General features: G+C 38.7%; 24 protein-coding genes and 1 tRNA gene. 8 read left to right on the top strand and 17 right to left on the bottom strand.

Annotation, left to right across the window (positions count from 1 at the left end):
• Positions 1-327 precede the first annotated feature (327 nt).
• The 3 genes from AUF14_RS04910 to AUF14_RS04900 form a co-directional block, all read right to left on the bottom strand.
• A complete protein-coding gene (locus AUF14_RS04910; protein WP_016182169.1) occupies positions 328-1,128 on the bottom strand; it encodes a zf-TFIIB domain-containing protein in 801 nt (266 codons plus the stop codon).
• 274 nt (positions 1,129-1,402) lie between these two features.
• The gene (locus AUF14_RS04905; protein WP_227132409.1) at positions 1,403-2,026 is read right to left on the bottom strand and encodes a hypothetical protein; all 624 of its coding nucleotides are present in this window, start codon (positions 2,024-2,026) and stop codon (positions 1,403-1,405) included.
• Positions 2,027-2,329: 303 nt separating this feature from the next.
• Entirely contained in the window at positions 2,330-3,532 is a 1,203-nt protein-coding gene (locus AUF14_RS04900) for a multidrug efflux MFS transporter (protein ID WP_016182167.1), read from the bottom strand.
• 281 nt (positions 3,533-3,813) lie between these two features.
• Between AUF14_RS04900 and AUF14_RS04895 the strand changes: the two genes are divergently transcribed.
• A complete protein-coding gene (locus AUF14_RS04895) occupies positions 3,814-4,620 on the top strand; it encodes a Cof-type HAD-IIB family hydrolase (RefSeq protein ID WP_016182166.1) in 807 nt (268 codons plus the stop codon).
• A gap of 196 nt (positions 4,621-4,816) precedes the next feature.
• Here AUF14_RS04895 and AUF14_RS04890 read toward each other — a convergent pair whose 3' ends face one another.
• From AUF14_RS04890 to AUF14_RS04875, 4 genes are all read right to left on the bottom strand, one after another.
• Entirely contained in the window at positions 4,817-5,599 is a 783-nt protein-coding gene (locus AUF14_RS04890) for a DUF4357 domain-containing protein (protein ID WP_016182165.1), read from the bottom strand.
• Positions 5,600-5,779: 180 nt separating this feature from the next.
• Positions 5,780-6,457 carry a DUF2922 family protein gene (locus tag AUF14_RS04885; RefSeq protein WP_016252573.1) on the bottom strand — a complete coding sequence of 226 codons (678 nt, stop codon included), beginning with the start codon at positions 6,455-6,457 and terminating at the stop codon, positions 5,780-5,782.
• 63 nt (positions 6,458-6,520) lie between these two features.
• On the bottom strand, positions 6,521-6,904 hold the full coding sequence (locus tag AUF14_RS04880) for a hypothetical protein (protein ID WP_016182163.1): 384 nt from the start codon (positions 6,902-6,904) through the stop codon (positions 6,521-6,523).
• 699 nt (positions 6,905-7,603) lie between these two features.
• Positions 7,604-7,831: a hypothetical protein gene (locus AUF14_RS04875; protein ID WP_016182162.1), complete on the bottom strand. Its 228-nt coding sequence runs from the start codon at positions 7,829-7,831 to the stop codon at positions 7,604-7,606.
• A 420-nt stretch (positions 7,832-8,251) separates the two neighbouring features.
• On the opposite strand from AUF14_RS04875, the gene AUF14_RS04870 reads away from it, so the two are divergent.
• Entirely contained in the window at positions 8,252-9,022 is a 771-nt protein-coding gene (locus AUF14_RS04870; protein ID WP_016182161.1) for a homing endonuclease associated repeat-containing protein, read from the top strand.
• A gap of 276 nt (positions 9,023-9,298) precedes the next feature.
• On the opposite strand, the gene AUF14_RS04865 is transcribed toward AUF14_RS04870, so the two are convergent.
• Positions 9,299-9,386, bottom strand: a tRNA-Ser gene (locus tag AUF14_RS04865).
• A gap of 41 nt (positions 9,387-9,427) precedes the next feature.
• Positions 9,428-10,000, bottom strand: coding sequence for a TetR/AcrR family transcriptional regulator (locus tag AUF14_RS04860; protein WP_016182160.1), 573 nt, complete (start codon positions 9,998-10,000; stop codon positions 9,428-9,430).
• A gap of 391 nt (positions 10,001-10,391) precedes the next feature.
• Here AUF14_RS04860 and AUF14_RS04855 point away from each other — a divergent pair, with 391 nt between their 5' ends.
• The 4 genes from AUF14_RS04855 (at position 10,392) to AUF14_RS04840 (ending at position 14,286) form a co-directional block, all read left to right on the top strand.
• A complete protein-coding gene (locus AUF14_RS04855; RefSeq protein ID WP_016182159.1) occupies positions 10,392-11,144 on the top strand; it encodes a threonine/serine exporter family protein in 753 nt (250 codons plus the stop codon).
• A gap of 26 nt (positions 11,145-11,170) precedes the next feature.
• Positions 11,171-11,620: a threonine/serine exporter family protein gene (locus tag AUF14_RS04850; RefSeq protein WP_016182158.1), complete on the top strand. Its 450-nt coding sequence runs from the start codon at positions 11,171-11,173 to the stop codon at positions 11,618-11,620.
• A 188-nt stretch (positions 11,621-11,808) separates the two neighbouring features.
• Positions 11,809-12,405, top strand: a complete 597-nt coding sequence (locus AUF14_RS04845; RefSeq protein WP_049219434.1) for a TVP38/TMEM64 family protein — start codon at positions 11,809-11,811, stop codon at positions 12,403-12,405.
• Positions 12,406-12,822: 417 nt separating this feature from the next.
• The gene (locus tag AUF14_RS04840) at positions 12,823-14,286 is read left to right on the top strand and encodes a glycerophosphodiester phosphodiesterase family protein (RefSeq protein ID WP_225844259.1); all 1,464 of its coding nucleotides are present in this window, start codon (positions 12,823-12,825) and stop codon (positions 14,284-14,286) included.
• Positions 14,287-14,334: 48 nt separating this feature from the next.
• On the opposite strand, the gene AUF14_RS04835 is transcribed toward AUF14_RS04840, so the two are convergent.
• The 5 genes from AUF14_RS04835 to gdhA all read right to left on the bottom strand — a co-directional run bounded on the left by AUF14_RS04835 (position 14,335) and on the right by gdhA (position 19,678).
• Complete coding sequence (locus tag AUF14_RS04835) at positions 14,335-15,135, bottom strand: ABC transporter permease subunit (RefSeq protein WP_016182155.1); 801 nt, start codon at positions 15,133-15,135, stop codon at positions 14,335-14,337.
• Positions 15,128-16,072, bottom strand: a complete 945-nt coding sequence (locus AUF14_RS04830; RefSeq protein ID WP_016182154.1) for an ABC transporter ATP-binding protein — start codon at positions 16,070-16,072, stop codon at positions 15,128-15,130. The genes AUF14_RS04835 and AUF14_RS04830 overlap by 8 nt, the downstream gene beginning before the upstream one ends.
• A 294-nt stretch (positions 16,073-16,366) precedes the next feature.
• Positions 16,367-16,594, bottom strand: coding sequence for a hypothetical protein (locus AUF14_RS04825; protein ID WP_016182153.1), 228 nt, complete (start codon positions 16,592-16,594; stop codon positions 16,367-16,369).
• A gap of 309 nt (positions 16,595-16,903) precedes the next feature.
• Positions 16,904-18,250 carry a glucose-6-phosphate isomerase gene (locus AUF14_RS04820; protein ID WP_016182152.1) on the bottom strand — a complete coding sequence of 449 codons (1,347 nt, stop codon included), beginning with the start codon at positions 18,248-18,250 and terminating at the stop codon, positions 16,904-16,906.
• Positions 18,251-18,334: 84 nt separating this feature from the next.
• Entirely contained in the window at positions 18,335-19,678 is a 1,344-nt protein-coding gene (gdhA, locus tag AUF14_RS04815; RefSeq protein WP_016182151.1) for an NADP-specific glutamate dehydrogenase, read from the bottom strand.
• Between the two features lie 161 nt (positions 19,679-19,839).
• On the opposite strand from gdhA, the gene AUF14_RS04810 reads away from it, so the two are divergent.
• The gene (locus AUF14_RS04810; RefSeq protein WP_016182150.1) at positions 19,840-21,096 is read left to right on the top strand and encodes a BaiN/RdsA family NAD(P)/FAD-dependent oxidoreductase; all 1,257 of its coding nucleotides are present in this window, start codon (positions 19,840-19,842) and stop codon (positions 21,094-21,096) included.
• Here the strand turns inward: AUF14_RS04810 and ybaK are convergent.
• Positions 21,093-21,578 (bottom strand): Cys-tRNA(Pro) deacylase, encoded by a 486-nt coding sequence (gene ybaK, locus AUF14_RS04805; RefSeq protein ID WP_016182149.1) that lies wholly within the window; start codon positions 21,576-21,578, stop codon positions 21,093-21,095. The two genes, AUF14_RS04810 and ybaK, sit on opposite strands and share 4 nt — an antisense overlap.
• Before the next feature lie 130 nt (positions 21,579-21,708).
• Between ybaK and AUF14_RS04800 the strand changes: the two genes are divergently transcribed.
• Complete coding sequence (locus AUF14_RS04800; protein ID WP_016182148.1) at positions 21,709-22,746, top strand: tagatose 1,6-diphosphate aldolase; 1,038 nt, start codon at positions 21,709-21,711, stop codon at positions 22,744-22,746.
• 101 nt (positions 22,747-22,847) lie between these two features.
• Here AUF14_RS04800 and aroD read toward each other — a convergent pair whose 3' ends face one another.
• A complete protein-coding gene (gene aroD, locus AUF14_RS04795; protein ID WP_049219083.1) occupies positions 22,848-23,597 on the bottom strand; it encodes a type I 3-dehydroquinate dehydratase in 750 nt (249 codons plus the stop codon).
• Positions 23,598-23,619: 22 nt separating this feature from the next.
• On the bottom strand, positions 23,620-24,789 hold the full coding sequence (locus tag AUF14_RS04790; protein WP_048721999.1) for a class I SAM-dependent rRNA methyltransferase: 1,170 nt from the start codon (positions 24,787-24,789) through the stop codon (positions 23,620-23,622).
• Positions 24,790-24,948: the final 159 nt, after the last annotated feature.

The raw sequence follows: 24,948 nt of genomic DNA, 5'->3' as shown, positions 1-24,948 counted from the left end.
ATAATATTACTGTATTAGCCTTATTTTTAACAAGTTTTCATCTTTCATCATTCTTATATTTTCTTGTCTTTGATTTATTGAAATTCTCACTCAAAATTATAAATACGATCATACTGAAAGCATAAAATACTGTGATTATTTTTCCCAACATCTCTAATACCGTAAATTAATCCTCCTTAATTCTTTATGTAACTACTTCGTTATATAGCTAAAACAAAAAATCCTTTCCTCTACTCTTAGATGGTGTAAACAAAAAGCAGAGAAAAGGATTCAATTATAAATAAAACGATATCTCCGAACTAGTAATTGTTCGCAGGATTTAAACCGCTATTCGTTTTCGCGACTATGTTTTTCTGAAGAATCAAACTGCATTTTCTCGCCGAATTTTCCCAACCGTTGATCACGAATTTTATCAACAAGCGCTACTATTTCAGTGTCTCCGGAATGACAGGCTCGATGCACCTCGGCAGAAACAGTCAATAGATTCTGCTCATAGTCGGTTCCGTTTTGTGAAACGTAAATTAAATGATGGATGGCCATTTCACCGTTACTCACGGGAAGGCGTATGCCATGATGATTGTATTGAGCCAGATCTGCCCTACTTATTTGACAGAAGAACTGATCACGGCACGCAATTCGATAAGGCAGGCTCGCCATATGGCGTTTCGTAAAAGTGGTTTTTGAATAATTGCGAGAGCAGCTATCCTTGCAAAATGAACGCCGTCCCTTCGGCAAACGTTGACCACACCATTTACAGCTTGTCAGATTTTTTCGTAAATCACATTGATTGAAACCTAAAGCCTCGCCGAATTGCCGTTCATACTCGGCTAGGCTCAACCAGCTTCGTTGATAGCCAAAGTCCTTTTGACGTAACTGACTTCCCTTTCCTATATAGAGATGCTTTTCCGGTAAGGCATGAACAAGTCCGGCCAAAGCTGCTTTTTCCTGATTTGTTGCCTGTTTTCTATTAGAAAGCTTATGCAGCTCTTGACCATCGAAGGCATAAATTCCGCGGCAGCGAAAGCAAATACATAATGCTTCCTGTGAATCATCCTTCAGCAAAATTTCTAGCTTTCGTTGACAAGTTGGACAATTAGCGCCCACCATTTTAACACGTTTGTAAGACATAAAAACTCCCTTTATAATTCGTTTTTTTCGCCGCCTCGCCATCAAAGAAAGCTATCATATTTACCGGCAAACAACGCTTGGCGCTCTGAAAAAACTAAGTTCTTTACAAAGCTTGAAGAAACCTGCCCCACCCAAACACTCATTAACGGTAAAAGTCGAATGGCTTTTAAATAAATCTTGACTTCCTGCCTAAGCCTAACACCTTTGGCAGTGCTGTGACAAGCTATTATCCATCTTTAACCAACTAAAAAGACTGTCTCAAACGAACAGCCTTTTATACAAAATAAATTTGATTCCCCTCAGTTTGACTACTTTTTCTACGAATCGAGGCGGCATGGTATTTTTTGATACTGTCTGTATCTTCCAAAATAATTACCTTTTCTTTAATCGGACTCATAGAGCCACTGCTGATTTTATCCACAAGCTCATTATAACTAGTATTTGAAATAGTTACTGAAGGATGAAACTCACTATGCTCCTCTGTTACAATTCGAACAGCTCTGCGGTTAACTTCATCTTCTTTCTTCGTCCAATAATATCCACATAAAATCGAATGAATCTCCTTGACCTCATAGCAGAGCCAATTTTCTTCCTCCAAAAGACGTACCACATTGATATAAACGGCCTTTTCAGCTGTCAAAAAAATAAACTTCGCATCACTAGGACCAAACAGTTCCCATAATCTTGAAGTAGTAGGACTTTTGACAGGCGTTGCTACCCAGATATTGATGCTCTTTTCATGACCAGCCCAAAAAATCGGATCCTTTTCATCAAATAAACCAGCAATCCTCGCAACAAGCATTTCCATTAGAAACTTATCCTTTTTATACGTTAGCTCTTCGCCTTCAGAGTAATAGCACTGCTTCAGTTCTCGCAAAATAGTTTCTTCATTCGACATGGGTACCCCTCCCTGTTTTTCTAACACTTTCATCCCTCCATACATTTTTCATTAGCTTTGCTTTCTTCAATTAAATGATGTCGCAATCTTACTAGCCATACAGTCCAAAATATCTATAATTTTTAACTTAAATAAAGTATAAAAGTAATAGATAGCGTCTTATCAGTAAACAATTCTTCTTAATCAAACAAAATAGTCATTTTCCATTTTTAAGATTTTCTTAGTAATTAATCACTAGTTCCCTAAGAAAAACGGGATTATCCAAACTGATAATCCCGCTCACTATCCTATTCTTCAACTACCTTAAATCTTTGTCTTGGTCACTAACAGTTTACGAAAATTAAAAACACTTAAAATAATATTCCCAAAAACACATGCGCTGGTGACTAGGAATACTGCTGGATAGCCCATCGCATGGGCTACAGTCGAGCCTAGCATTGGCCCGATGACCTGACCAAAATTGTTAAACATTTGATTGTAGCTGAAAATACGACTAACTCCTTCTGGTGGGCTGATTTTGCTGATAAGAGTATTGATTGAAGGCATCAACGCGCCGGTTGAAAATCCTAGGAAGAAACGTAAAACACCAAGTTGGAAAGGTGTTTTAACAAAAGCCATTGGAATAAAGCAAAGTAAAGATAAGACTAGACCTGCCAACAAAACTTTGTGATTCCCGATTTTATCTCCGACTTTACCCAACGTTGGTGAAGAAGCAATTGCTGAAACGCCAGCGATTGAAACAATAAACCCACTGATAACTAAAGCGTTACTGCTGGAGCCGCTCAGGTCCCGAATATACAGCGTCAAGATCGGACTAATGCTAGTAGCTCCGACCTGCAAAATCAGGGAACTGATAAATAGGCCAATCAGAATCGGCATATAATTAATTCGTTTGCGCAATTCCGCCATACTGATGACATCTTCCTTTTCGATAGGTTGGAAATTTTCTTTCACCATAAAAACCGTCAAGAAGGTACAAATCAGCAAAATAACTCCGGTAATAATGAAGACATTCCGTAATCCGAACCATTGCGCCAACATTCCGCCAATCAAAGGACCAATTAAATTTCCAGCAACTCCGCCTGTCGCAAGTGTTCCCAATGCCCAGCCACTTCTTTGACGCGGGACCTGAGAAGCGATCATCGCTGTCGCGTTAGGGGCATAACCAGATAAGACACCGGTCATAAAACGCATAATCAGTAACCAATAAACATTCGGCACAAAAGCCAGCGAGCCCATTGTGAGAGTCATTCCAGCTGCCGCACGAATCATCATTAAGCGCCGCCCTTTCCGATCCGCCAGATTTCCCCAAATCGGAGAAACAATTGCCGCCGCAAAGGCTGTTACCGAGATCGCCAATCCAGAAAACAACTCGACTTGACTTTTCGGTGTTCCCAGTTGTTCAATGTAGACTGGTAAAAAGGGCATAACCAAACTGAAACTGGCACCAGTAAAAAAACAACCGATCCATGAAATCAAAAGATTTCGTCGCCAATTGATTGCCATCTTTTTTAATCCCCTTTCTCTACATTTTCTATGCCTATACTATAGCAGAATCACCGGAAAAAGACTTTTTTCTGCCCTCAGGGACTTTGATAATTTTCTAATATTTTCTGATTATTTAGGCGCTACGGTTGCGTTTTCTAATGGATGTGCTAGACTAAAGCAAAATCGGAATGCTGCTTTTTTCTTGCTTAAGCAAGATTGCCAGATGGGTATTATGTACTGAGAATTCGCTCTGCCTTTCTCAGAAAAATAAATAATAAATACAAAGTAGGAGTTTTTTTATGAAAAAATTGATAGCGATTGATTTAGATGGTACAACCCTAAATCAAGATTCTATAATTACTGATAAGACAGCAAAAACTCTGCGCCGAGCGATTGAAGATGGTCACTCAGTTGTGATCGCTACCGGACGTCCTTACCGCATGAGTAAAAACTTTTATCAGCAATTACAATTAACTACGCCGATGATTAATTTTAACGGCGCCCTTGTTCATCTTCCTGGGAAGAAATGGGCAGATGAACAGGAAACTTCTGTTAATCGGAAGATTGTTTTCGATGTAATGTCGGAAAAGAAAAACTTGAAGCTAGATTTCATCGCCGCTGAAAACCGCGAGACCTTCTTTATCGATGATTTAAATTTCTTCGATCAGCATTTCTTCGCCAGTGATTTTGCAACAAATGATAATTTGTTAACGATTAATACTTTACGAACAAATCCAACGTCTGTTCTATTACGCAGCCAACCTGAAAATGTCGGCAGTGTTTCCGAGGAATTAAAACAGCAATTTGGACATGAAGTTGAAGTCAATACTTGGGGCGGTCCAAATCCGATGTTGGAAGTCGTAGCTAAAGGGATTCAAAAAGCTCATGGACTTAAACGGGTGATTAATAGTCTTAACGTGCAGCAAGAAGATATCTTAGCATTTGGCGATGAACACAACGATGTGGACATGTTAAAATTTGCCGGCTGGGGTGTTTCCATGGTAAACGGGACAGATCAATTAAAATCTGTCGCGGATGATATCACGGAAAAGCCAAATAGTGAAGACGGTATGGCCGATTACTTAACAAAATATCTAGACCTATAAAAAAGCATTTTCGTGAAATCGGGCATGAATATACCCGCTGTAAAGCGATTCATTCATGTGAAAATTTTATACTTTCCTTATAAAAATTGAGGGGGAAATCAGATGATTTTCCGCCTCAATTTTTTTGTATGGTTTGAAAACATAAAAAAGAAATTGACCTTTAATAAGCCAATTTCATTTCAGACTGAATTTCTATTTATTTTACCACGGTATATTCATCAATTGTTTTGCCATCCTTGTCCTTGAAGACGAGCCAGCCATTCGTTCCGGCATAATAAAGAAAGATACCGACTTCATTCACACTCTTAAAGATTATATCCTCTGTTGTTGTATAGTTAGAGATTTTATCGGCATAATCCGCTCTCAATTTTTCAGTTAAGCGTGCACTAAATCCCACCGAACCATCTTTGTTCAAAGGCATTTCCTGTGTTAATTTCGCACCAGCCAACAGCCGCATTTCATTGCGCTTTTGCCAGATAACTTCCCCTTTTGCATTATTATAATCAATATAAAATGGAATTTCGTTGACTTGCTTATTCCAGCGATGCTGAGCCTTTGCTGGTTTAGCCTTGACTTTTTTATTCTCAAAGCCAAAGGTAGTTAATAGCTCGAAAAGTCGTTCCTGATGTCTTGCTACAATAGGATAGCGGTTCACGGCAATTTTTTGCTCCTCAAATAACCCGGCCGTTTTCAGCGCGTTTTTTTGCCAAACCTCCAGCATTTGTTGAGCTAATTCACGGCCTTCAATATCCCACGGAACACTGATCGTTACCAGACTGTCCGCTTCCTTCAGGATTTTTTGGTCAATCGTCTGACCATAATCCACCGACTGCGCTTCACGGCCTTTGAAATACAGTACAAGCTGATCCTTAGTCAAGGCAGGCACCTTTTTCAAGTTGCGAAAAATCATCATCGTACCCTCTTCATCAAACTGGATGCTGGTTGTATCATGATCAATCTCCACTATTAATTTCATCATGGGATTTCCCTCAAATCTTTTTTCTTTAGCATAGTAAAAAAGTTTGATCGAGTCGAGTGATAGGCCTCAGCGAGTCAAAGAAAATCCCTGTCTAAATTTTGATAAAAATGGTACAGAACATTTTACTCAATGATCCACCTCATACCAACGTTGGATTTTTTGATGAGCTGAACACAATGATTACTCTCGTTTACGAATTCGCTCGAGTAACCGCTTTCGTTTTTTCTTAGGTTTTGCAGGTGGAGATTCCTTGTTCACCGCAGCGACGATCGCTTCCTGTGGTGCCTCTTGCGTGCGTTTTCCGGTGACAATCAGCTTCGCTGGGACGGATTGATCGTCTGCCTCGATAGTCAATGGTTCGATTCCCGCAGGAAAACACGCATTGATCAGCATGAATGCTTGACTCTCATTCAAATCCCACGAATGGTAGCCACTTGGCAGCTCAATTGTTTGGACGAAGCGATTCGGCTGCGGCCATTCTTCTGTAATGATTAAATCCTCCGGAATCCGAATCGTTTCCGGAACTTCTCGATTATTATCAGGTGTCTTCGCCTGTTTTATTGGTTCTTCCATTGTTTGGACAGCTGCTGTTTGGTCCGTTTGAGACTGTGCTGATTTTTTGGCAGCTTTTCCATCATTAAAAATGGTTCTTTCTGTTTTTTTGATGATTTTGGCATGGCGGACTTCCTGAAATAATTCAACGCCATTTTTTTCAAATAGTTTTAGTTTCGTCAATTTTGTTAGTGAAGCTTTAATCTCTTCTGCTGATTTGGATAAATCAACATCCTTTATGCGCAGTCGATGGGATTTGCCATCGCTTTTGCCGAATTCTGCTGCTAATGTATAGGTTGTTTGCATATTTTTAGTCCTTTCTAGTTTCTTTTATCTCACTATTTTCTCCATTTTCTCCGCAGGTCCTCGTCATGAGCCGACCAATCCTGCTAAAGGTTCTTTAATAAATTGTGTAAACAAGGTCTTCAGCTTTTCCACAACATAGGTCTTTGCTGGAAACAATTTGATTTCTAATAAGCGCCATTCCTTCTTCTCGAAGTATTCTGTAAAAAACAGATAGTAGCGGCGCAATGAACGATTCGAACGTGTCCGCATAAAAATGTGACGCACAAGATCGGCTAGTACAAAAGCGAAATCCGCCTCTGTTAATTCTTCTCGTACTTGAAGCGCTATCAAACATTCGAGCGCGCCATCGCCATCATTTGTGTCACGATAATACTGACTAATACGTTTTTCTAAATTCTTACGTGTTAAAGTGAATAGTTGGGACTCACTTAAGCCATAATTTTTCATTGATTTATCTCCTTTTTCAAAATAATACTTGTAACTCCTTTTTTAACCCACTGGTGACACCCACTCACCAACCAGAAACATTACTTGTCCACCCTTGAGGAAACCATAAGCCTTTTTCTGAGTTACTTCAACATCAATTTTTTTATATTTTTTAAAAAATAATTAGGGTTTAAGTGGAAAAACTGAATTTTCCGTCATAAATTACAATTATTTCAGCATTTCAAAAAACCTTTTGACCATTTTTAGTAGACGTAAATAACGAAAAAATATGTTTTCTTAATTAGAGGAAAGTATAAATCCCTCACATGAAGGAATAATAGGTATATTCATGACCGACTGCACGAATGAACTTTTCTACACAAGCTATGCATTGAGTTACTGCTAAACGCCGTTAAGCAGAACTAGCATGTCGACAATAAGCAAAAATACTTCAAGATTTTAAAAGCTGTTCTTAATAAAAGCCCCAAAACAAAGAGCTGATCCAAAAATCTCTTAGACTTTTGGATCAGCTCCTGTTCATGAATAAAAAGCAACTCATACGCAGAGTTAGCCGAAATAAACCGAAAATTCATAAAAATTTGAGAAGCACAAAGTAGGTTCCTTCAACCTCGATTCCTATGTTATTGATTTTCTTGGCAACTTGCGAAATTTCTTTCTTAACTTTTTGACACTGAGCACTTATGAATCAGCATTTTCTATTTACTCAATAATCTTTTTTACTTTAAAGGGTTCGGTCCGTTCTGAAGGTTCTTCTTGATCCGCTAAATCAAACAAGATCAGCGCTTCCTTTCCCTCACCCTCCACAATCACTAATTTGCCTAATGGGTCACGGTTATCCTTGACGATCTGAGCTTCTTTCATCAATTCTTTTGGGTCACGTTTTGAAGCGATCGCGTTGCCCAAATTAAAGAATACAGTCTCTTCCATCTTTATTCACCTCTAGTCGTAGCTTTTATAATGTTAAGCGATCAATTCTCTTCACTTTTAAAAAATAAAATTTGCTTATCCTTAGCATAACAGAACCAGCAGTGAACATTGAATAATTGAAAACTTTAGTCCTCTTACATCGATTTCTTAAGGTAAAAAAACATGACACTTATTATCTGTGTTTTAAGCTGAATAATTCTTTTAAAAGGTCCTTATTCATTCTTAATAAATAGAAAATCTATCTAACTTTTCTCGATCTATTGTTGCTATCGCTTAATCTATTAAGTGATAATCTCTTGTCTGTCTCGTCGGAAAATATTTTTTTCGTTTCAAAATTTTAAAATTATTGATAACAATCCTTCATTTAATTTATGGTATCGTTTTCTTAGTCATCGAATGATGTAAAGGAGGATATTGGCCGTGGCAGTAAGAATTACTGAAGAATATTTGATTAAAAAGCTGACCAAATTTGTCGAACAGCATCACCGAACACCAACCGTTAAGGAATTTGGCTATCAAACCCCGATAAGAACAATGTTTAAAAATTATACAACTTTCCTAGAAAGTCAGGGACTCGGCAAAAAACAAGTAATCGAGTATTATACAAAAATCGAAATAGCAGAAAAGCTCCATGCTTTTGTGAGATCGCATCAGCGTGCTCCCAAAGCAAGTGAGTTCGGCTATCGCTATGCCATTAAAAATTATTTTGATTCCTATTTTGATTTTATTAAAGCCCATGGATATGAGTCGTTGTATGACAAATCCCTAGAACTGAAACCTAGAGCTAAACCAAAAAGTAAGCCAAAAAAATCGAGAAAAACAAAACCTAGACAGCCTATGACAATAGACATGGTGATCAACGAATTGCATTTATTTGCAAAGGAGCATGGGCGAACACCGATTTCAACAGAATTGGGGCATATGCATATTATCAACAAATACTTTGGAACCTACAATAACTTTCTTCGCAGCCAAGGCTACCCGCTGAATACTCCTGGTAAAAACAAGCCGCTCACAAAAGATGGATTGATAAAAAAGCTGAATGACTTTATTTCAATAAATGATCGTGTCCCGACACGCAAGGAATTCGGTCAAATCAATCAAATCAAAAAAATCTATGGCTCATTTGACGCCTTTATTAGAGCGAACGGGTATGAACCACTTCCTTCTCGCAGAGCTAAAAAAAGTTAGTATGACCAAGTTTTTCATTGTATTTACCTAACAACTGTTACTTTAAAAAGGAAAAGTAGCGAAAGCAAGCAAAATTGACTTTTTATCAAATGCGAAAACTCATTTTGGATAGTTTAAGCCCCATTTAAGCTTTTTTCCTTATAGTCTACTCAACCCTAATAAACTTTTCATTTTGCTAGCTGCTTTAGTTACCGAAGCAGCTAGCCTCTTTTTGTTTTAACAGCAAAAAAGAGTTGCTCAGCCTAAGCTAAACAACTCTAAACAGGTTGATAAATAAGGAAGGTACGGGACTTGAACCCGTGCACCACATTACTGCGGCTCGCCGGATTTCGAGTCCGGTGCATTACCACTCTGCCAACCTTCCGCAACATTTATCTTACCTTTTTTTGCTTAAATGTCAAGATATTATAAACTATCCAAAACTGAAGTATCTTCATCTTCCAAGATGTTATTAAGGGTACGATTGATCAAATGAACGATCTCATCTTGTGTCGGTGAGATAATACCCGATGACATCAATGTCGCGATACCTGTAACGCAAATCCAAATTCCTACATGTAACGCGTTGATACGTTTTTCAGATAACTGGCTGTATTTCGGATGCTCTAAAATTAATTGGTGGAAGTAATTATAAGAGAAGTCGTGCATTTTCTTTCCGCCACCATACTCTTGTACATATAATGCATTGTATAGATTACTTTGTTCTTTCGCAAAATAAACATAGCTCAATCCTAGGTCAATGATCGTATCACCTGTGCGAACTTCTGGGAAAATATCGTAATATAGGTGATTGCAAATTTCATCTAACAAAGTGTTCTTAAGATCACTCATGTTTTTAAATTCTAAATAGATTGGTTGCGTACTGATTCCCATCTTCTTGGCAATGTTTCGTGCGGTAAATCCAGAAAAACCTTCATTTTCGACAACTTCATAGGCAGCCTTTAGAATCTGGTCCTTGGTGTAAACTTTTCTTCTCATTGTAATTCCTCCCAGAATGTTATTATTTTTCCCGTCATTTTATTTTAATCAAAAACTGATTAGTTTTGCAACCCCTATGTAGGATGTTATCTAAATTTACAGAAACTTTTTTCTAAAATGTGGTGAACTTATGCGGATTTTTTCTTACAAAGGCAGTGTAAACGTTTCATTATTTATGCAATATTTAACTTATTTCATTAAAAAACAAAAGTGTCGTTATACATTAGAATACATTTTTGTTTCTTTAAAGTAAAAATCGTAGCTCAAAAAAAAAGTTTGCTGTTACTTTATTATACTTTCTCTAAGGTTTTCTGACAATCCTTATTCTTTTTCTTGTCTAATTTATTCTTATTCTCTACTATAGTATAGAATAGTAAAGGTGGTTAGCTTGATGGAACAGCAAAATTATGCGCAACTTGTTTTAAATACCTGCTTAAAGGCCGGGAAAATTATGATGGAATCTGGGTCAGAGGTCTATCGGGTGGAAGATACAATGAAACGAATCGCCCTGAACGCGGGGCTTGATGATATACAAACCTACGTAACAGCAACAGGGCTGATCGTTGGCTTCCCATCAGAACAGAATAGCCAGGTGATTCAAATCACACCTCAGTCGATCAATTTGGAAAAAGTGACCGCAGTCAATCAAGGCTCCCGCCAATTCGCTGATGGCGAGCTTTCTCTACCAGAATTTTATCATTATCTAGAAGAAGTCGATCAGGACACACCCGACTTTCCTTATATTTGGAAAATTATTTCGGCTGGTATCGTCAGCAGTACCTTGATGATCATCTTAAATGGTACTTGGTTTGATTTTATTCCGACTTTCATTATCGGAATGATTGGTTTTGGTGTTCACACGTTTTTTGGGAATAAATTGCAGATGAAATTTCTGAATGATTTTGCGGCGGCGCTAATCATTGGCTGTTTGGCTTTATTGACAGTCTCAACCTCGTTTGCTCGTGACGTAAATAGTTTAATTATCGGCTCCATTATGCCTCTTGTTCCAGGTTTAGCTATCACGAATGCTTTTCGTGACATTATGGCGGGCCACTTAATCAGTGGTGTCGCTCGTGGAACAGAAGCTTTATTTATCGCTGGTGCGATCGGCGGCGGGATTATTGTCGCATTTAACTTCTTTTAACGAATAAATTTAGTTGGAGGTCACTCATGAATTTTATTGTCAATTTTCTATTTAGTATGTTTAGCACAATCGCCTTTAGCGTCATAACCAATATTCCTCGGCGAGCTTTTTTAGCGTGTGGTGTCACGGGAGCTGCGGGCTGGATGACTTTTTGGATCTTACAAACGTATTTTCATCAAAATATCGGTATCTCCAATTTTTTAGGTGCCTTAATGATCGGTTTGATTAGCATTCTCTTCTCTAAGATCATGCATATGCCTGTGATTGTATTCAACGTCCCCAGCTTGGTTCCATTAGTTCCTGGAGGCCCAGCTTACATGGCTGTCCGCCATATGATGAATCAGGAATTTACCGAATCAATGGAAAAAGTGGTTACTGTACTCGTCACAGCTGGTGCAATTGCAATCGGCTTTATGTTCACGAATGTAATCGAACGAGCCCTAAAAAGGACCCGTTCTAATTTACGAATGAGATAAACGTGTATAAAACAGAAATTTCTTTTTCTGTTTTATTTGTTTAACCGCTAATGTTGTAAGCGCAACCAATAAATATCTAAAAATATTTTAAGTTTCGCACGAAATTTACAAATTACTACCTCAGACCTATGCATTTTGTGAATTTATCCTTTATACTTCATTTTAGAAAGACAAAGGAGTTGAGTCAGATGAGTGTTGTTCAATCTAGGAAGCTATTAAATATTATTTCGTTGATGGGAATTGCTGTAACCATTAGTTTATCAATCTACTTCTATCGCTTAGGAGTATTTGATGATATGAATTCATTGCAGCAGCTCGTTGGACAATCCCCGATCGCTGGCCCGCTCATTTTTGTTTTGATTCAAATTATTCAAGTAGTCATCCCGATCATTCCAGGTGGAATCAGCCTTGCAGCAGGAGTGTTGATTTTTGGACCGTATTGGGGATTCGTTTATAATTATGTCGGTATCGTAATTGGCTCATTGATTCTTTTCCTAATGGGACGACAGTATGGCAAGCCATTTATTATGCATCTCGTCAGTGATAAGGTTTATCAGAAATACAACCATTGGCTTGATGATCCGCGTTTTGATAAATTGTTCACCTTAGCGATTCTCTTCCCTGTTGCACCAGATGATGCCTTATGTTTAATGGCCAGTCTAACCAATATGTCCTTTAAAAAATACAGCGCGATCATCTTTTTAACTAAACCGGCTTCAATCTTTTTATACAGCTTGGCCTTATTACAAGGTGGCGCCTTATTAGAAAAATTACTCCTCCACTAATTCGCGTTAGTGGTTTTTTTACAGTCTTGTAGGTATCCTTTGTGTAATGCTCTTCAGACACTTAAATACACATTTAATTGACAAATAAGCTGCGAGTTACGTTTTTCGCAGCTTATTTGTCATTCGATATAAGACATTTACAAAATGATCTGTATTAGAGACGCAGCTTCCTTATTTTCGAATGAAGGACCATTCCATTTTCGCGAATTTCATGAAATAATCAAACTTTGAATCGCAGACTTGTGATACCCTAAATAAAAAGCACGATTTATTTTAGATAAATCATTCACTGTTAGAATTGTAGGAGGAATAATGAATTACTTTCGACAACAAATAACGCATTTTTTTAATACGTTTTCCATATATAACTTTATCATGCTTGTCTTTGGTCTTCCTTTTTTATCAGAGGGACTCTTTTTGTTTTTTCGACAAAGCTTTCTAAATAATCTGTATCATCCTTTGTATTTGTTACTGTTTGCGGCTCTGATCTTTCTATACGGAAACTTTTTCAGCCAGGTACAGTCAAATGAAAAAGGGTTTCAGAACTTTTCTTTAAAGGCAGCATTTGTTAGCTTTGCCTATTGGCTACTTTTATCTCCAATTTTTTTCTTTCGCTTTTACCAACTATTGTTAGCTTGGCAGCCGCTTCCAGCTAGAATGCTTTCTTTTATTTTTCTTTATCGTTGGAAAATACTGCCGGTGATTATTTTCCTGTACTTGATTGTTCTTTATTTTTTATATCGGATGATATTAGTGCCAAAATATCTAAAGCAAGGAAAAAGTATAAAGGAAAGTCGGAAGCTTAGCTGGCAAAAAACGGAAAATAAATTGGGAAAACAGCTGCTGCTCTTCGTCCTAATTCCATTCGCCTTTTTAACTGTCAGTCTTTTGATGGAAATCGGCGTTATTTGGCTCTCGCAATTCTTGATCAGACAAACTAGCGCAATGATCTTTTTGGTCATCTATCGTGTATTACAAAACGTATGGTGGGGCCTTTTCTTTCTCTACTTGACTGCATCGGATAAAAAGCCGGTCATTGATGACTCTACAACAAAGGGAACAATCGTCTGGCTGGGCTTGACAATTCTTGTTTGTCTTGGCTTATACTCGCTGCATTATGCTCATGCCTTTCAAATAGAAGATGCAAATGAACCCTTCACAATCTCACATCGAGGGGTTACTAACCGCAATGGTGTCCAAAATTCAATCGCAGCTCTGAAAAGAACCAGCCTAAGAGATCGACCAGATTATATAGAGATGGACGTTCAAGAAACTGCAGATCACCAATTAGTCGTGATGCACGATGAAAATTTGAAGGATTTGGCTGATAAAAATTTACGCATTGATGAAACAAGTTGGGATGAATTAAAAAAAGTCACACTGGAGGATAACGGCTACACTAGTAAAATCCCATTATTTGCGGATTATCTCGCAGAAGCAAACCGTTTAAACCAAAAATTACTGATTGAGCTTAAGGTCACTAACAAGACTAAAAGTACAATCGTTCAACAATTATTACCATTAAAAGAGCAGCTAGCCAATCATCAACTACAAAGTATGGACCTAGACAGCGCCAATAAAATGAAACAACTTTTTCCAACAATGAAGGTTGGTTATATCTTGCCTTTAGATCTGATCGGGGCTCCAAAAACCTCACTGGATTTCATGAATATCGAAGCACGAACTGCCAACAATGATTTGATTCAAGTTTTGCAAAAACGCAATCAAGCTGTTTATGTTTGGCCGGTCAATTCAAATCGGCAAATGGCCGTCTATCGTTGTCAGAACGTGACAGGTATCTTGACAGATGATCTAAGTGTCTTTTCGGTTGACTCAAACCGTATCAGTATAAAGACAGCAAGTATTCTACAATTTGACTAAAATAAAAATCGTAAACAGTCCTCTATTGAAGGTTGTTTACGATTTTTATTATCGCTCTAATAGACGTTCGTAGGTGAAGCCAGTCATGGAAAATCTGAGTAGCAGCAGGGCAATCAACAGTAAAATAAGACCAATTGAAATCACTACCCATCCGCCAAAAACGAGAATACCAGTAAATTGGCCAATAAGAAGCAAAGCTATCGGCATGATCAAAAAGGCCGCTTTCTGTTGTGATTCTTCGATTGTCGTAGATTTTGCTGAACCTTTGACAATTAAGACAATCGAGATAATGGTGATTGCCGGTACAATGAGAAGCATCACCCACAGCCAATTAAGACTTAAAGGAAGCATCATCCCTGTAATAAAATACAGCTCTGCCTCGATCACGATGACAGTTAAAATAAACGAAACATAGGTCACAAAGATTGCTACAAAAAACGAGGCATAGACTTTCGCCTGAAAAATTTCACGAATCGATAAGGGAGAATAAAGCAATGTCTCCAGTGTTCGTTTCTCCTTTTCGCCTACAAAAGAACTTGCCGCCATGACACTCGCTGTCATAATCGGGATGATTAAAAAGAAAATCGGAATGACATTATTGATCATTAAAGACAACAAGTCGCGAATCAACTGTTCTTGATCCAGTTTTTGAAAATCTGGTAAAATACGAGCCATTTCAGTAAATGAAGAAGAATCCGTTGGACTTAGTAAAACCGTTAGCAGCATAATCGTTGGAAAAACTACTGAAAAGATCAACGGAAGAATTGTCAGCACAGAAAAGTAGCGTTTATTTTCAGTAATTCCTCTTACATCCTTGACCATAATCGCTTTTTGCCGATTATTAAACATGCGTCTCTCCTCCTTCCAATAAAGCAAAATAGATTTCCTCTAACGAAAAATCCTTTGGCGTTACTTGCGCGATATTGCCGCCCTGTTTGACAATTTCTCTCACCAGTTGAGGGATCTCTGCCTTTTCCTGGATCACTAATTCATAAATATTATCTTTGATCCGTTCGCTCTTGAGCAAAGGCGGCATGAAGTCTGTCTCGATCGTTACTTTATAGCTGTTGAAGGTACGCTTTCGTAATTCTGGTAGACTGCCTAATGCTAGAAGCTGGCCTTTGTCCATCAGACCATATTCATGACAAATTTCTTGGGCGTATCTTAATTGATGTGTACAAAGGAAAATCGTCGTCCTCTCTTCTCTTGAAAGCTCTAGCAGCAATTCATTAACCTTCTTTGTACTTTCAGGATCAAGTCCGCTGGTGGGCTCATCCAAAAAAAGCACACTTGGGCGATGAATCAAGGTACGTGCTAAGGAGAGTCTTTGACGCATCCCGGTAGAATAGCTCTTTAATGTTACTTGAGCCGCATCTGAAAGCTCTAGCTTTTCTAGCAATTGCATTCCTCTTGCTTGACTTTCCGATTTTGTCAGACCGAAAAGCTGCCCAAAGAAAATCAGATTATCAATACCAGTCAAATGATCATACATGCCTGCATGTTCCGTTAAGATGCCTGTGGATTGATGAAGCTTTTCCGCTTCGCTAACTGGATTAAGCCCTAAAACGCGAATCTCTCCACCAGTCGGATCTAAGATGCCATTTAATAATTTGACTGTCGTTGTCTTTCCAGCTCCATTCGGGCCTAAGAACCCAAAAATCGTCCCTTGAGGAACCGCTAGACTAATGTTGTCTAAGGCCTTCTTCCCATCTGAATAGACTTTTTCTAATTGTTTAATTTCGATTGCCTGCATTTGTGATCCCTCTCTCGTATCAAGCGGTGACATTCATCCTTACCCTCCCGCTATATCTTCTCTTCAACTTCTATTGTATTTCTTCTAACTTAAAGGTTCAATGGACTGTTTGTTAACTTTAAATCGGTAAAATCAACTAATACGATACCTAACTTTTTAAACATGAAATTAAAAAAACGCTTACGTCTCACCGACAGTTTGATAGAGCTCCTCGATTATTCTTAATAGCTAAAAGTAGCAAGGAACAAAAAAGATTCGAACCTCTTTTTTGAAGGGTCCGAATCTAATTCCTGTCAAAATAAATATTTCACATGCATAACTATAAAGTTACGCAGTACACTCAACTTCGATACATGCGTGTACATCTTCGTATTTTACTAATAAACGATTCTGCAATTCGATAACTGTCGCGCGGTCAGAAGGTGCGCAACGTACAACATTGATCAACACTGTATTATTGTAAAGTTGCTCAACAACACCAACAACTTCATTTTTGATTCCAATTGCTTTACACTCGTAAGCAAGTCCAATTTCAATAGTTTCTGTAATTTCCATAATAAATCCCCCTTTAATACTACGTTTTTATAATAACATAATTATTAAAAATTGAAAACGTTTTTTATAAGTTTTTTTGCTTTTATATCAAGGGTAATTCGACAATTGTTAGAAAATTCGTAAAACACCAACATAAACAACCTTGGTTATTTTTAATCTCCTATTCATTTTTTATTTATCTTTAATTGTTTAAAACCGGTTTCTTTATTCTTTCATTATGCTTTTTATCATTAATTTTGATTAGCTATGTATTACTTTTATTCACCCGAAAAAAAGAGCCCTCGTCAAACGAGCGCTCTTTTCTTGATTTTATAGACGATTATTCAATTCTTTTGCTAAATCTTCAAATCCTGGTTTTCCAAGTAGGGCAAACATATTTTTCTTATAAGCTTCCACACCTGGTTGATTAAATGGGTTAACCCCTAATAAATAGCCAGAGATACCAACAGCGATTTCGAAGAAGTACATAGCGTAACCTAAAGTATAAGCATCCATTGTTGGGATGTTTAATACAAAGTTAGGAACACCGCCGTCTGTGTGGGCTAATAATGTGCCTTGATAAGCTTTAGAGTTAACAAAGTCAACATCTTTACCTTCTAAGTAGCCTAAGCCATCTAAATCAGATTCTTGTGAAGGAATCGCCACAGATTTACGAGGTTTTTCCACTTTCACGATCGTTTCGAAGATATTACGACGACCTTCTTGGATGTATTGTCCAAATGAATGCAAGTCAGTTGAGAAGTTCGCACTTGATGGGTAAATACCTTTCAAGTCTTTTCCTTCTGATTCGCCGTATAATTGTTTCCACCATTCGTTGAAATATTGCATACCTGGTTCATAGTTGACTAAGATTTCAGTCACTTTACCTTTGCGGTATAGAATATTACGAAGAGCAGCATATTGATATGCTTCATTTTCGTCTAGGTTTTCGCTTGAATAAGCTTCGCGAGCATCTGCTGCACCTTGCATCAATGCATCAATATCTGCTCCACTAGCTGCGATTGGTAGTAGACCAACTGCTGTAAGCACTGAGAAACGTCCACCAACATCATCAGGAATAACAAAAGTTTCCCAACCAGCTGCATCAGCTTCTACTTTTACTGCTCCGCGAGCTTTATCAGTTGTAGCATAGATACGTTTGTTCGCTTCTTCTTCACCATATTTTTTGATCAATAATTCTTTGAAGACACGGAATGCGATTGCTGGCTCTGTTGTTGTTCCTGATTTAGAAATTACGTTAACAGAAAAATCACGATCACCGATCACTTCGATCAAGTCAGCGATGTACGTTGAGCTGATTGAATTTCCCGCAAAAAATACTTGCGGCGCTTTACGATCTTCCTTATCCAATACATTGAAAAAGCTTTGGTGCAAGAATTCAATTGCTGCACGTGCTCCAAGGTATGAACCGCCGATTCCGATAACTACTAATACATCAGAATCAGATTTGATTTTTTCAGCTGCTTTTTTGATGCGCGCAAATTCATCTTTGTCATAGTTTACTGGAAGATCTATCCAGCCTAGGAAGTCATTTCCTGCGCCAGTACCTTCGCGTAATTCTTTGTGAGCTAGAGCTACTTCAGATTTGATGTACTCCATTTCATGTTCGCTCACGAATGGTGCTACTTTCGAATAATCGAAATGAATGTGTGCCATTGTTTTTCCTCCTTGAAAATCACTTCATAACAATCTATACTTTACGTTTCTTTTACCGATTTTTCAAGCGTAAACCATTAAAATTTAAACAGTTCCTTGTGCCATCATCGCAGCAGCAACTTTCTCAAACCCAGCAATGTTCGCACCTGCCGCGAAATTATCTTTATCCGCATACTTCGCAGCCGTATCACGACAAGTTTCATAGATATTTTTCATGATGTCATCGAGTTTGCTATCGACTTCCTCTTTGGTCCAAGACAAACGTTGAGAGTTTTGACTCATTTCTAATGCAGATACAGCTACACCGCCAGCATTTGCTGCTTTTCCTGGTCCATAAAGTACGCCATTTTCATGATACAGTTTAACCGCGCCATTTGTGCTCGGCATATTTGCACCTTCTGCTACCACTTTTACTCCGTTTTTAACTAAGAGCTCCGCTTTTTTATCGTCAATCTCATTTTGTGTTGCACAAGGCAAAGCAATGTCTGCTTCTGTCTCAAGCTCCCAAACAGAACCTTCGAAATACTCAGCGGTTGAAGATTCTTTGGCATATTCTGTTAAGCGGGCGCGACGAACCTCTTTAATTTCCTTCAATAGTTCGACATCAATTCCGTTTTTATCATAAATATAGCCATTTGAATCCGAACAAGTAAGTGCTGTTGCCCCTAATTCTTGCGCCTTTTCAATCGCATAGATAGCTACATTTCCGCTACCTGAGACAATCACTTTTTTTCCATCGAAGGAATCCTTACGATCTTCTAATAAATGTTTCACGAAGTAAACTGCACCATAGCCAGTCGCTTCCGTTCGACCAAGACTACCGTTAAAGCCTAAAGGTTTACCCGTCAGTACACCCATATCATATTCACGCAGACGTTTATATTGTCCGAATAGGTATCCGATCTCGCGACCGCCGACACCGATATCGCCTGCTGGCACGTCTAAGTTTGGACCAATATGTTTTGATAATTCTGTCATGAAGCTTTGGCAATAACGCATTACTTCAGAATCAGATTTGCCCTTCGGATCAAAATCTGATCCACCTTTGCCGCCGCCAATTGGAAGACCGGTCAAGCTATTTTTAAAGATTTGCTCGAATCCTAAAAACTTCAAGATACTTAAGTTCACACTTGGATGGAAACGCAGACCACCTTTATATGGGCCAATCGCCGAGTTGAACTGAACACGGTAACCGCGATTCACTTGCCAATTGCCCTTATCATCTTGCCAAGGCACTCGGAATTGAACCATTCGCTCTGGTTCAATGATCATGCCTAGAATGTTTTTTTCAACATACTCTGGATGCTCTTCTAGAAAAGGAATCACGGTAGGTAAAAATTCTTCCACCGCCTGTAAAAATTCTTCTTGATTCGGATCTTTTGCCTCTAAGTTCTTTTGAATCTGTTCAACATATTCTCTTACTTCCATCAAATTCCTCCTCACATTTAATACTCATAGTTTACATCATTTTCTAATGGAAGTGAAAAAAAATTCATGATACGCGGCAAATTGACTGAAAATTGTTCGTATTTAAAGTATGATTATACAAGCAAAAACAACAAATCAATTAAAGATAGGAATTAATTAAAATGAGTGAAAAATTTGATGTAATCGTAATTGGTGGCGGTCCCGCTGGGATGATGGCAGCAATTACAGCTGCGATGAATGGCGCTAAAGTCGCCCTATTTGAGAAAAATAAACGACTTGGCAAGAAATTGCTTATGACTGGCGGCGGTCGCTGCAACGTGACGAATAATCGTCCAGTAGAGGATTTGATCACTCATATTCCCGGAAACGGCCGTTTTTTATATAGTACGTTTTCGCAATTTGATAACCAAGACGTCATGACCTTCTTTAACGAACGCGGAGTTGCGTTAAAAGAAGAGGATCACGGAAGAATTTTTCCAGTCTCAGATAAATCGGCTACGATCGTCAATACTTTAAAGGAGGAGCTAGAAAATTTAAACGTTGAGCTGCATTTTAAAGAATCGGTTGAACAAATAATTACTAACGGCTCAACCATTCAAGGCGTTCGCACCTCGGAGGGGGATTATTCTGCAAAAAGTATCATCGTTACGACTGGCGGAATCACCTATCCCTCCACTGGATCGCAGGGCGATGGCTACCGTTTTGCCAAAAGCGTTGGTCATCATGTGACACCCCTCTATCCAACAGAATCACCGATTTTTTTAACTGATGATTTTGTTTCAGCTAAAACATTGCAGGGCTTGTCTCTGCAGGACGTAAAATTATCTGTTGTTGACGAGAAAAGTAAATCAATTGCGAGCCATGAGATGGACTTGCTCTTTACCCATTTTGGGATTTCAGGACCTGCCGCATTGCGTTGCTCAAGCTTTGTTAATCAATTGTTGCGAACCCAACAAACAGTGACCCTGACACTTGATTGTTTTCCTGGAAAATCAAACAGTGAACTACTTGAAGAAATCAGCGAGCGTTCGGCAGCTTCCACCAAACAATTGAAAAACGCCTTAGCCGGTTTCTTACCTGAGCGTCTGTTGCTCTTTCTTTTAGAAAAAATCGGTATTAGCGAATTGTCTTACAACCAAACATCAAAAGAACAATTGAACCGCTTTGTTTCCTATTGTAAAGACTGGTCAATGACTGCAAACAAAACATTTGGTTTAGAAAAATCCTTCGTCACTGGTGGTGGCGTTGAGCTTAAGGAAATCAACCCCAAAGAATTAGCCAGCAAAAAAATCCCCGGCTTGTATTTTGCCGGGGAGGTTCTAGATGTAAATGGCTATACAGGTGGTTACAATATCACCACCGCTTTTTGTACAGGGTATGTTGCCGGAACACATGCCGCTTATAACGCCTTTGCTTAATGCGTCAGCTCCGCAAATTGTCCTCGCGTCAGTTCTAAGATGGCCGCGGGGGCAATTTCCATTTGCAGACCTCTTCTACCAGCCGAAATTGCGATTTGTTCAAAATTTTCAGCCGAAGCATCGACGAAGGTTGGAAAAAGCTTTTTCATTCCTATTGGCGAACAGCCGCCGCGTATGTAGCCTGTCGTAGCCTCTAAATCTCGCAAATGCAGCATTTCAACTTTTTTGTTGCTGCTGACCTTCGCTATCTTCTTCAGATCCAATTCATGATCACTAGGAATCACTGCTACGACTGGACCCGTTTTGTTTCCAACTGCAACGAGGGTTTTAAAAATTCTCGCAGGTTCAATTTCAACCTGTTCAGAAACGTGGCCCGCGCCTAAATCGTCCTCGCTCCAAGCATATTCATGCTCTTTATAAGCGATCTTCTTTTGTTCGACTAAACGAATCGCATTGGTCTTTTGAATTTTCTTCTTAGCCAAGTCAATCCCTCACTTTATTTATTTTCTAAAGTCTAGCAAAAAAGTCATTCCGAGACAAATTGGTCGTTTTATTTGGCTTTTTTTCTGAATCATCCTACACTGGATTTGTAAAGGAAAGGATGTTTTCAGTATGAAAAGAATTTCAAGAGGAAAGTTTGAAAAGATGCAACAATTGTCCAATGATCAAGGCGTCATTGCGGCCTTAGCAATCGACCAACGGGGCTCTATGAAAAAGATGATGCAAGCCGCTGTAGGAGAAGAGAATTTTTCAATGGATCAAGTGTACGAATTCAAAGAACTTGTTTCCCAAGAGTTGACCAAACGTGTCAGTGCGATCTTACTGGATGAACAATATGGCTTCAAAGGTATCCAGGCCAAAGATCCAAGTTGCGGCCTGATTATGTCTTACGAAAAAACAGGCTATGATGCCAATACTCCTGGACGTTTACCTGAATTATTACCTGATGAATCTTTAGAACGCCTATTAGAAAAAGGCGCAGACGCTGCTAAAGTCTTGGTTTACTATGACCCAGATGAACCGCAAGAAATCTTGGATGTCAAACATGCATTTCTTGAGCGATTAGGAACAGAAGCGTTAGCGGCGGATATTCCTATTTTTGTGGAACCGATCGTTTATGACAAGAAAATCACTGATGATCACTCCCCGGAGTTTGCTGAAATCAAACCGCAAAAGGTAATCGACACGATCAAAGAATTTACCAAAGATAAATATCATATTGATGTCTTGAAAGTCGAAGTTCCTGTGTTGTTTAAATATGTCGAAGGCTTCAATCAAGGGGCAGACCCAGTCGTCTATACGCAAGAAGAGGCTGCCGCTTATTTCAAAGAAGCCGGTGAAGCAGCCACTCGCCCGTTTATTTATCTAAGCGCTGGTGTGCCTGCTGATGTTTTTCGGGAAGAATTAGAATTTGCTGGTCAACATGGTGCCAACTACTGCGGAATTCTTGGCGGTCGAGCTACTTGGCGCAACGGTGTCCAAGTTTATGCCGATGGCGGCAGGGCCGCCCTGATTGATTGGCTGGATACGCAGGGTCGTGAAAATATCGAAGAATTAAATGAGATTTTAAACAAATACGCAAAACCTTGGTACGAAATCTACGGTGGTTTAGATAATATCGAAGTCTTTGATCTTGATGTTATGGATTAGATCGTATTTTAAAAAAAGTACAAAAGGAAAAGCCGAATGATCTTGTATTATCAAATTGATAAGACAAGATCATTCGGCTTTCTAGCTATCATTTTTAAGTTCTATCTTAACTCATTAATCATCAGAGTCAACTTATCCGCTTCAATCTGGGCATCAGAACAAACCTGCCCTTCTAAACAACCATAGGTCATGCAGGAGCCATCCAATGAACCGCTGATTTGTGAAAATTTCCCGAGTCTGCCTAGAGAAACGGACACGACTGGCAGCGTAACAAAAGTCTGAGCCTTCATTACAATACCCATTTGGCGCAAGACATCAGCCTCGTTCTGTGGTTCAAGGACGATTTTCGCGATATCTGCTCCCCAATGCTCCATTAAATTTAAGCGAAACAGAATCACTGCATCCTCTGGCGTTTCCTTAAAGTTGTAATAACTCAAAATCACCCGCACATCTAGGGCCTGCATCCATTTGATAAACGTGGTCGATAATTGATCGATGATAGAAACCTCCACATCAGCCAGATCAATCGCACGTGAAGAAACAGCAAATTCGTTAATATGACGGTATTGGTTTAGAGATATATCAAGCAGTCCACCAGCTTCTGTCGTCCGTAAATTAAAAATCAATGGAATATTCCTGATCTCATCCCTTAATGCTAGCAAAGTCGAATTCAACTTATCATCATCTAAGACATCTTCATAATAATCCGCTCGCCATTCGATCACTTCGGCAACCTTCTTGGCTTCATTTGCTTGCTCAATGATCTCCTCGAAAGTTTTTCCAACAATCGGCACGCAGATTTTAGGTTTTCCCGCATCAAATCGTACCTCTCTTACTTGAATATCCATCATATGCATCCCATCCCATTTTCTTCTATTTTTTTATCCTATAAAACAATACTTTCAAATAATTGCTTTCTTCAAAATTACTGGCTGGAAAATCCGCAGGCAATCGATAGCTTTCAGTCAATTGATACGTTACGTTTTTATTTTGAAAGGCTGTCTCGATCGCTTGCTTGAATTTTTTGATTGGAAGATTCGCTGCATTAGTTGACGCAATGATCATTCCATCGTTAGTAAGTATTTCCACACTGTCTTCGATCAAACGTCCATAATCTTTTGCCACAGAAAATGTTTTTTTCTTATTACGGGCAAAACTAGGTGGATCCAAGACAATCAAATTATAACTTAAACCCTTCCTTAATGCATAGCGAAAATAGTCAAATGTATCCATAACAATTATTTTTTGTTTTTCTAAAGGCAAATCGTTCACTTCGAATTGTTCTTGTGTTTTAGGCAGGCTTCGCTGTGCCAGATCAACACTTGTCGTTTCTAACGCTCCGCCATATGCAGCTGCCACAGAAAAGGCTCCTGTATAACTGAACATATTCAAAACTTTTTTTCCTGCAGCCAAGCCCTCTGTCAAGCGACCTCTGACTTCCTTTTGATCTAAAAAGATCCCCGTCATATAGCCTTCATCTAAGTACACGGCATAAGAAACACCATTCTCTAATACTATTAAAGGCTCCTGTGGTTTTTCTCCTGCTAACCAGCGACTTTCCTTCCCTTCGCTCTTAAAACGAATTTTCTCAACGATTCCCTTAGCACTTGGAAAAACTGCCAGCAAACTATCTACAATCAGCTTTTGAAAATGGTAAATTGTTTCGTTGTACCAAGATATCACTAAATAGTCCGCGTAGTAATCAATAGTCACGCCTCCGATGCCATCGCCCTCACCGTTAAACAAACGAAAAGTGTTCGTCCCCTGATCAGCAAAGAATGCCTGGCGTTGATTAATTGCCTGCTGGAATTTTTCCATTAGAAAAGCTTTGTTGATTGGGCGTTGTGTTTGATCTAACACCCAACCAAAGCCTTTGTTTTGTTTCCCTAAATAACCAGTTGCAATATATTTATGTTTATTATCGACAAACTTTACCCATTCTAGAGGAATTTTTTTTATATCTTGCTTCAGGTCGTCTTGCTGAATTAATGGGTTTCCCTGACGAATACGTTTAATACCGTAATTATTTAATTCTATTTCCACTCTCATCCCCGCTTTCTTCTATAGTATAGCAAAAAAAAAGCGTATATTTCGCTTATAAAGTTTTCTTTAAGCCTGATTGCTCAAAATTTAATAAGAATTGACTGACTTGATGGAACCGAGTAAACTAAGTAACAAGTGAACATTCGCATTTTTTCTGCG

The sequence above is a fragment of the Enterococcus avium genome (assembly GCF_002891025.1).
Lineage (GTDB): Bacteria > Bacillota > Bacilli > Lactobacillales > Enterococcaceae > Enterococcus_A > Enterococcus_A avium.
This window is presented reverse-complemented; position numbering and strand designations above follow the sequence as displayed.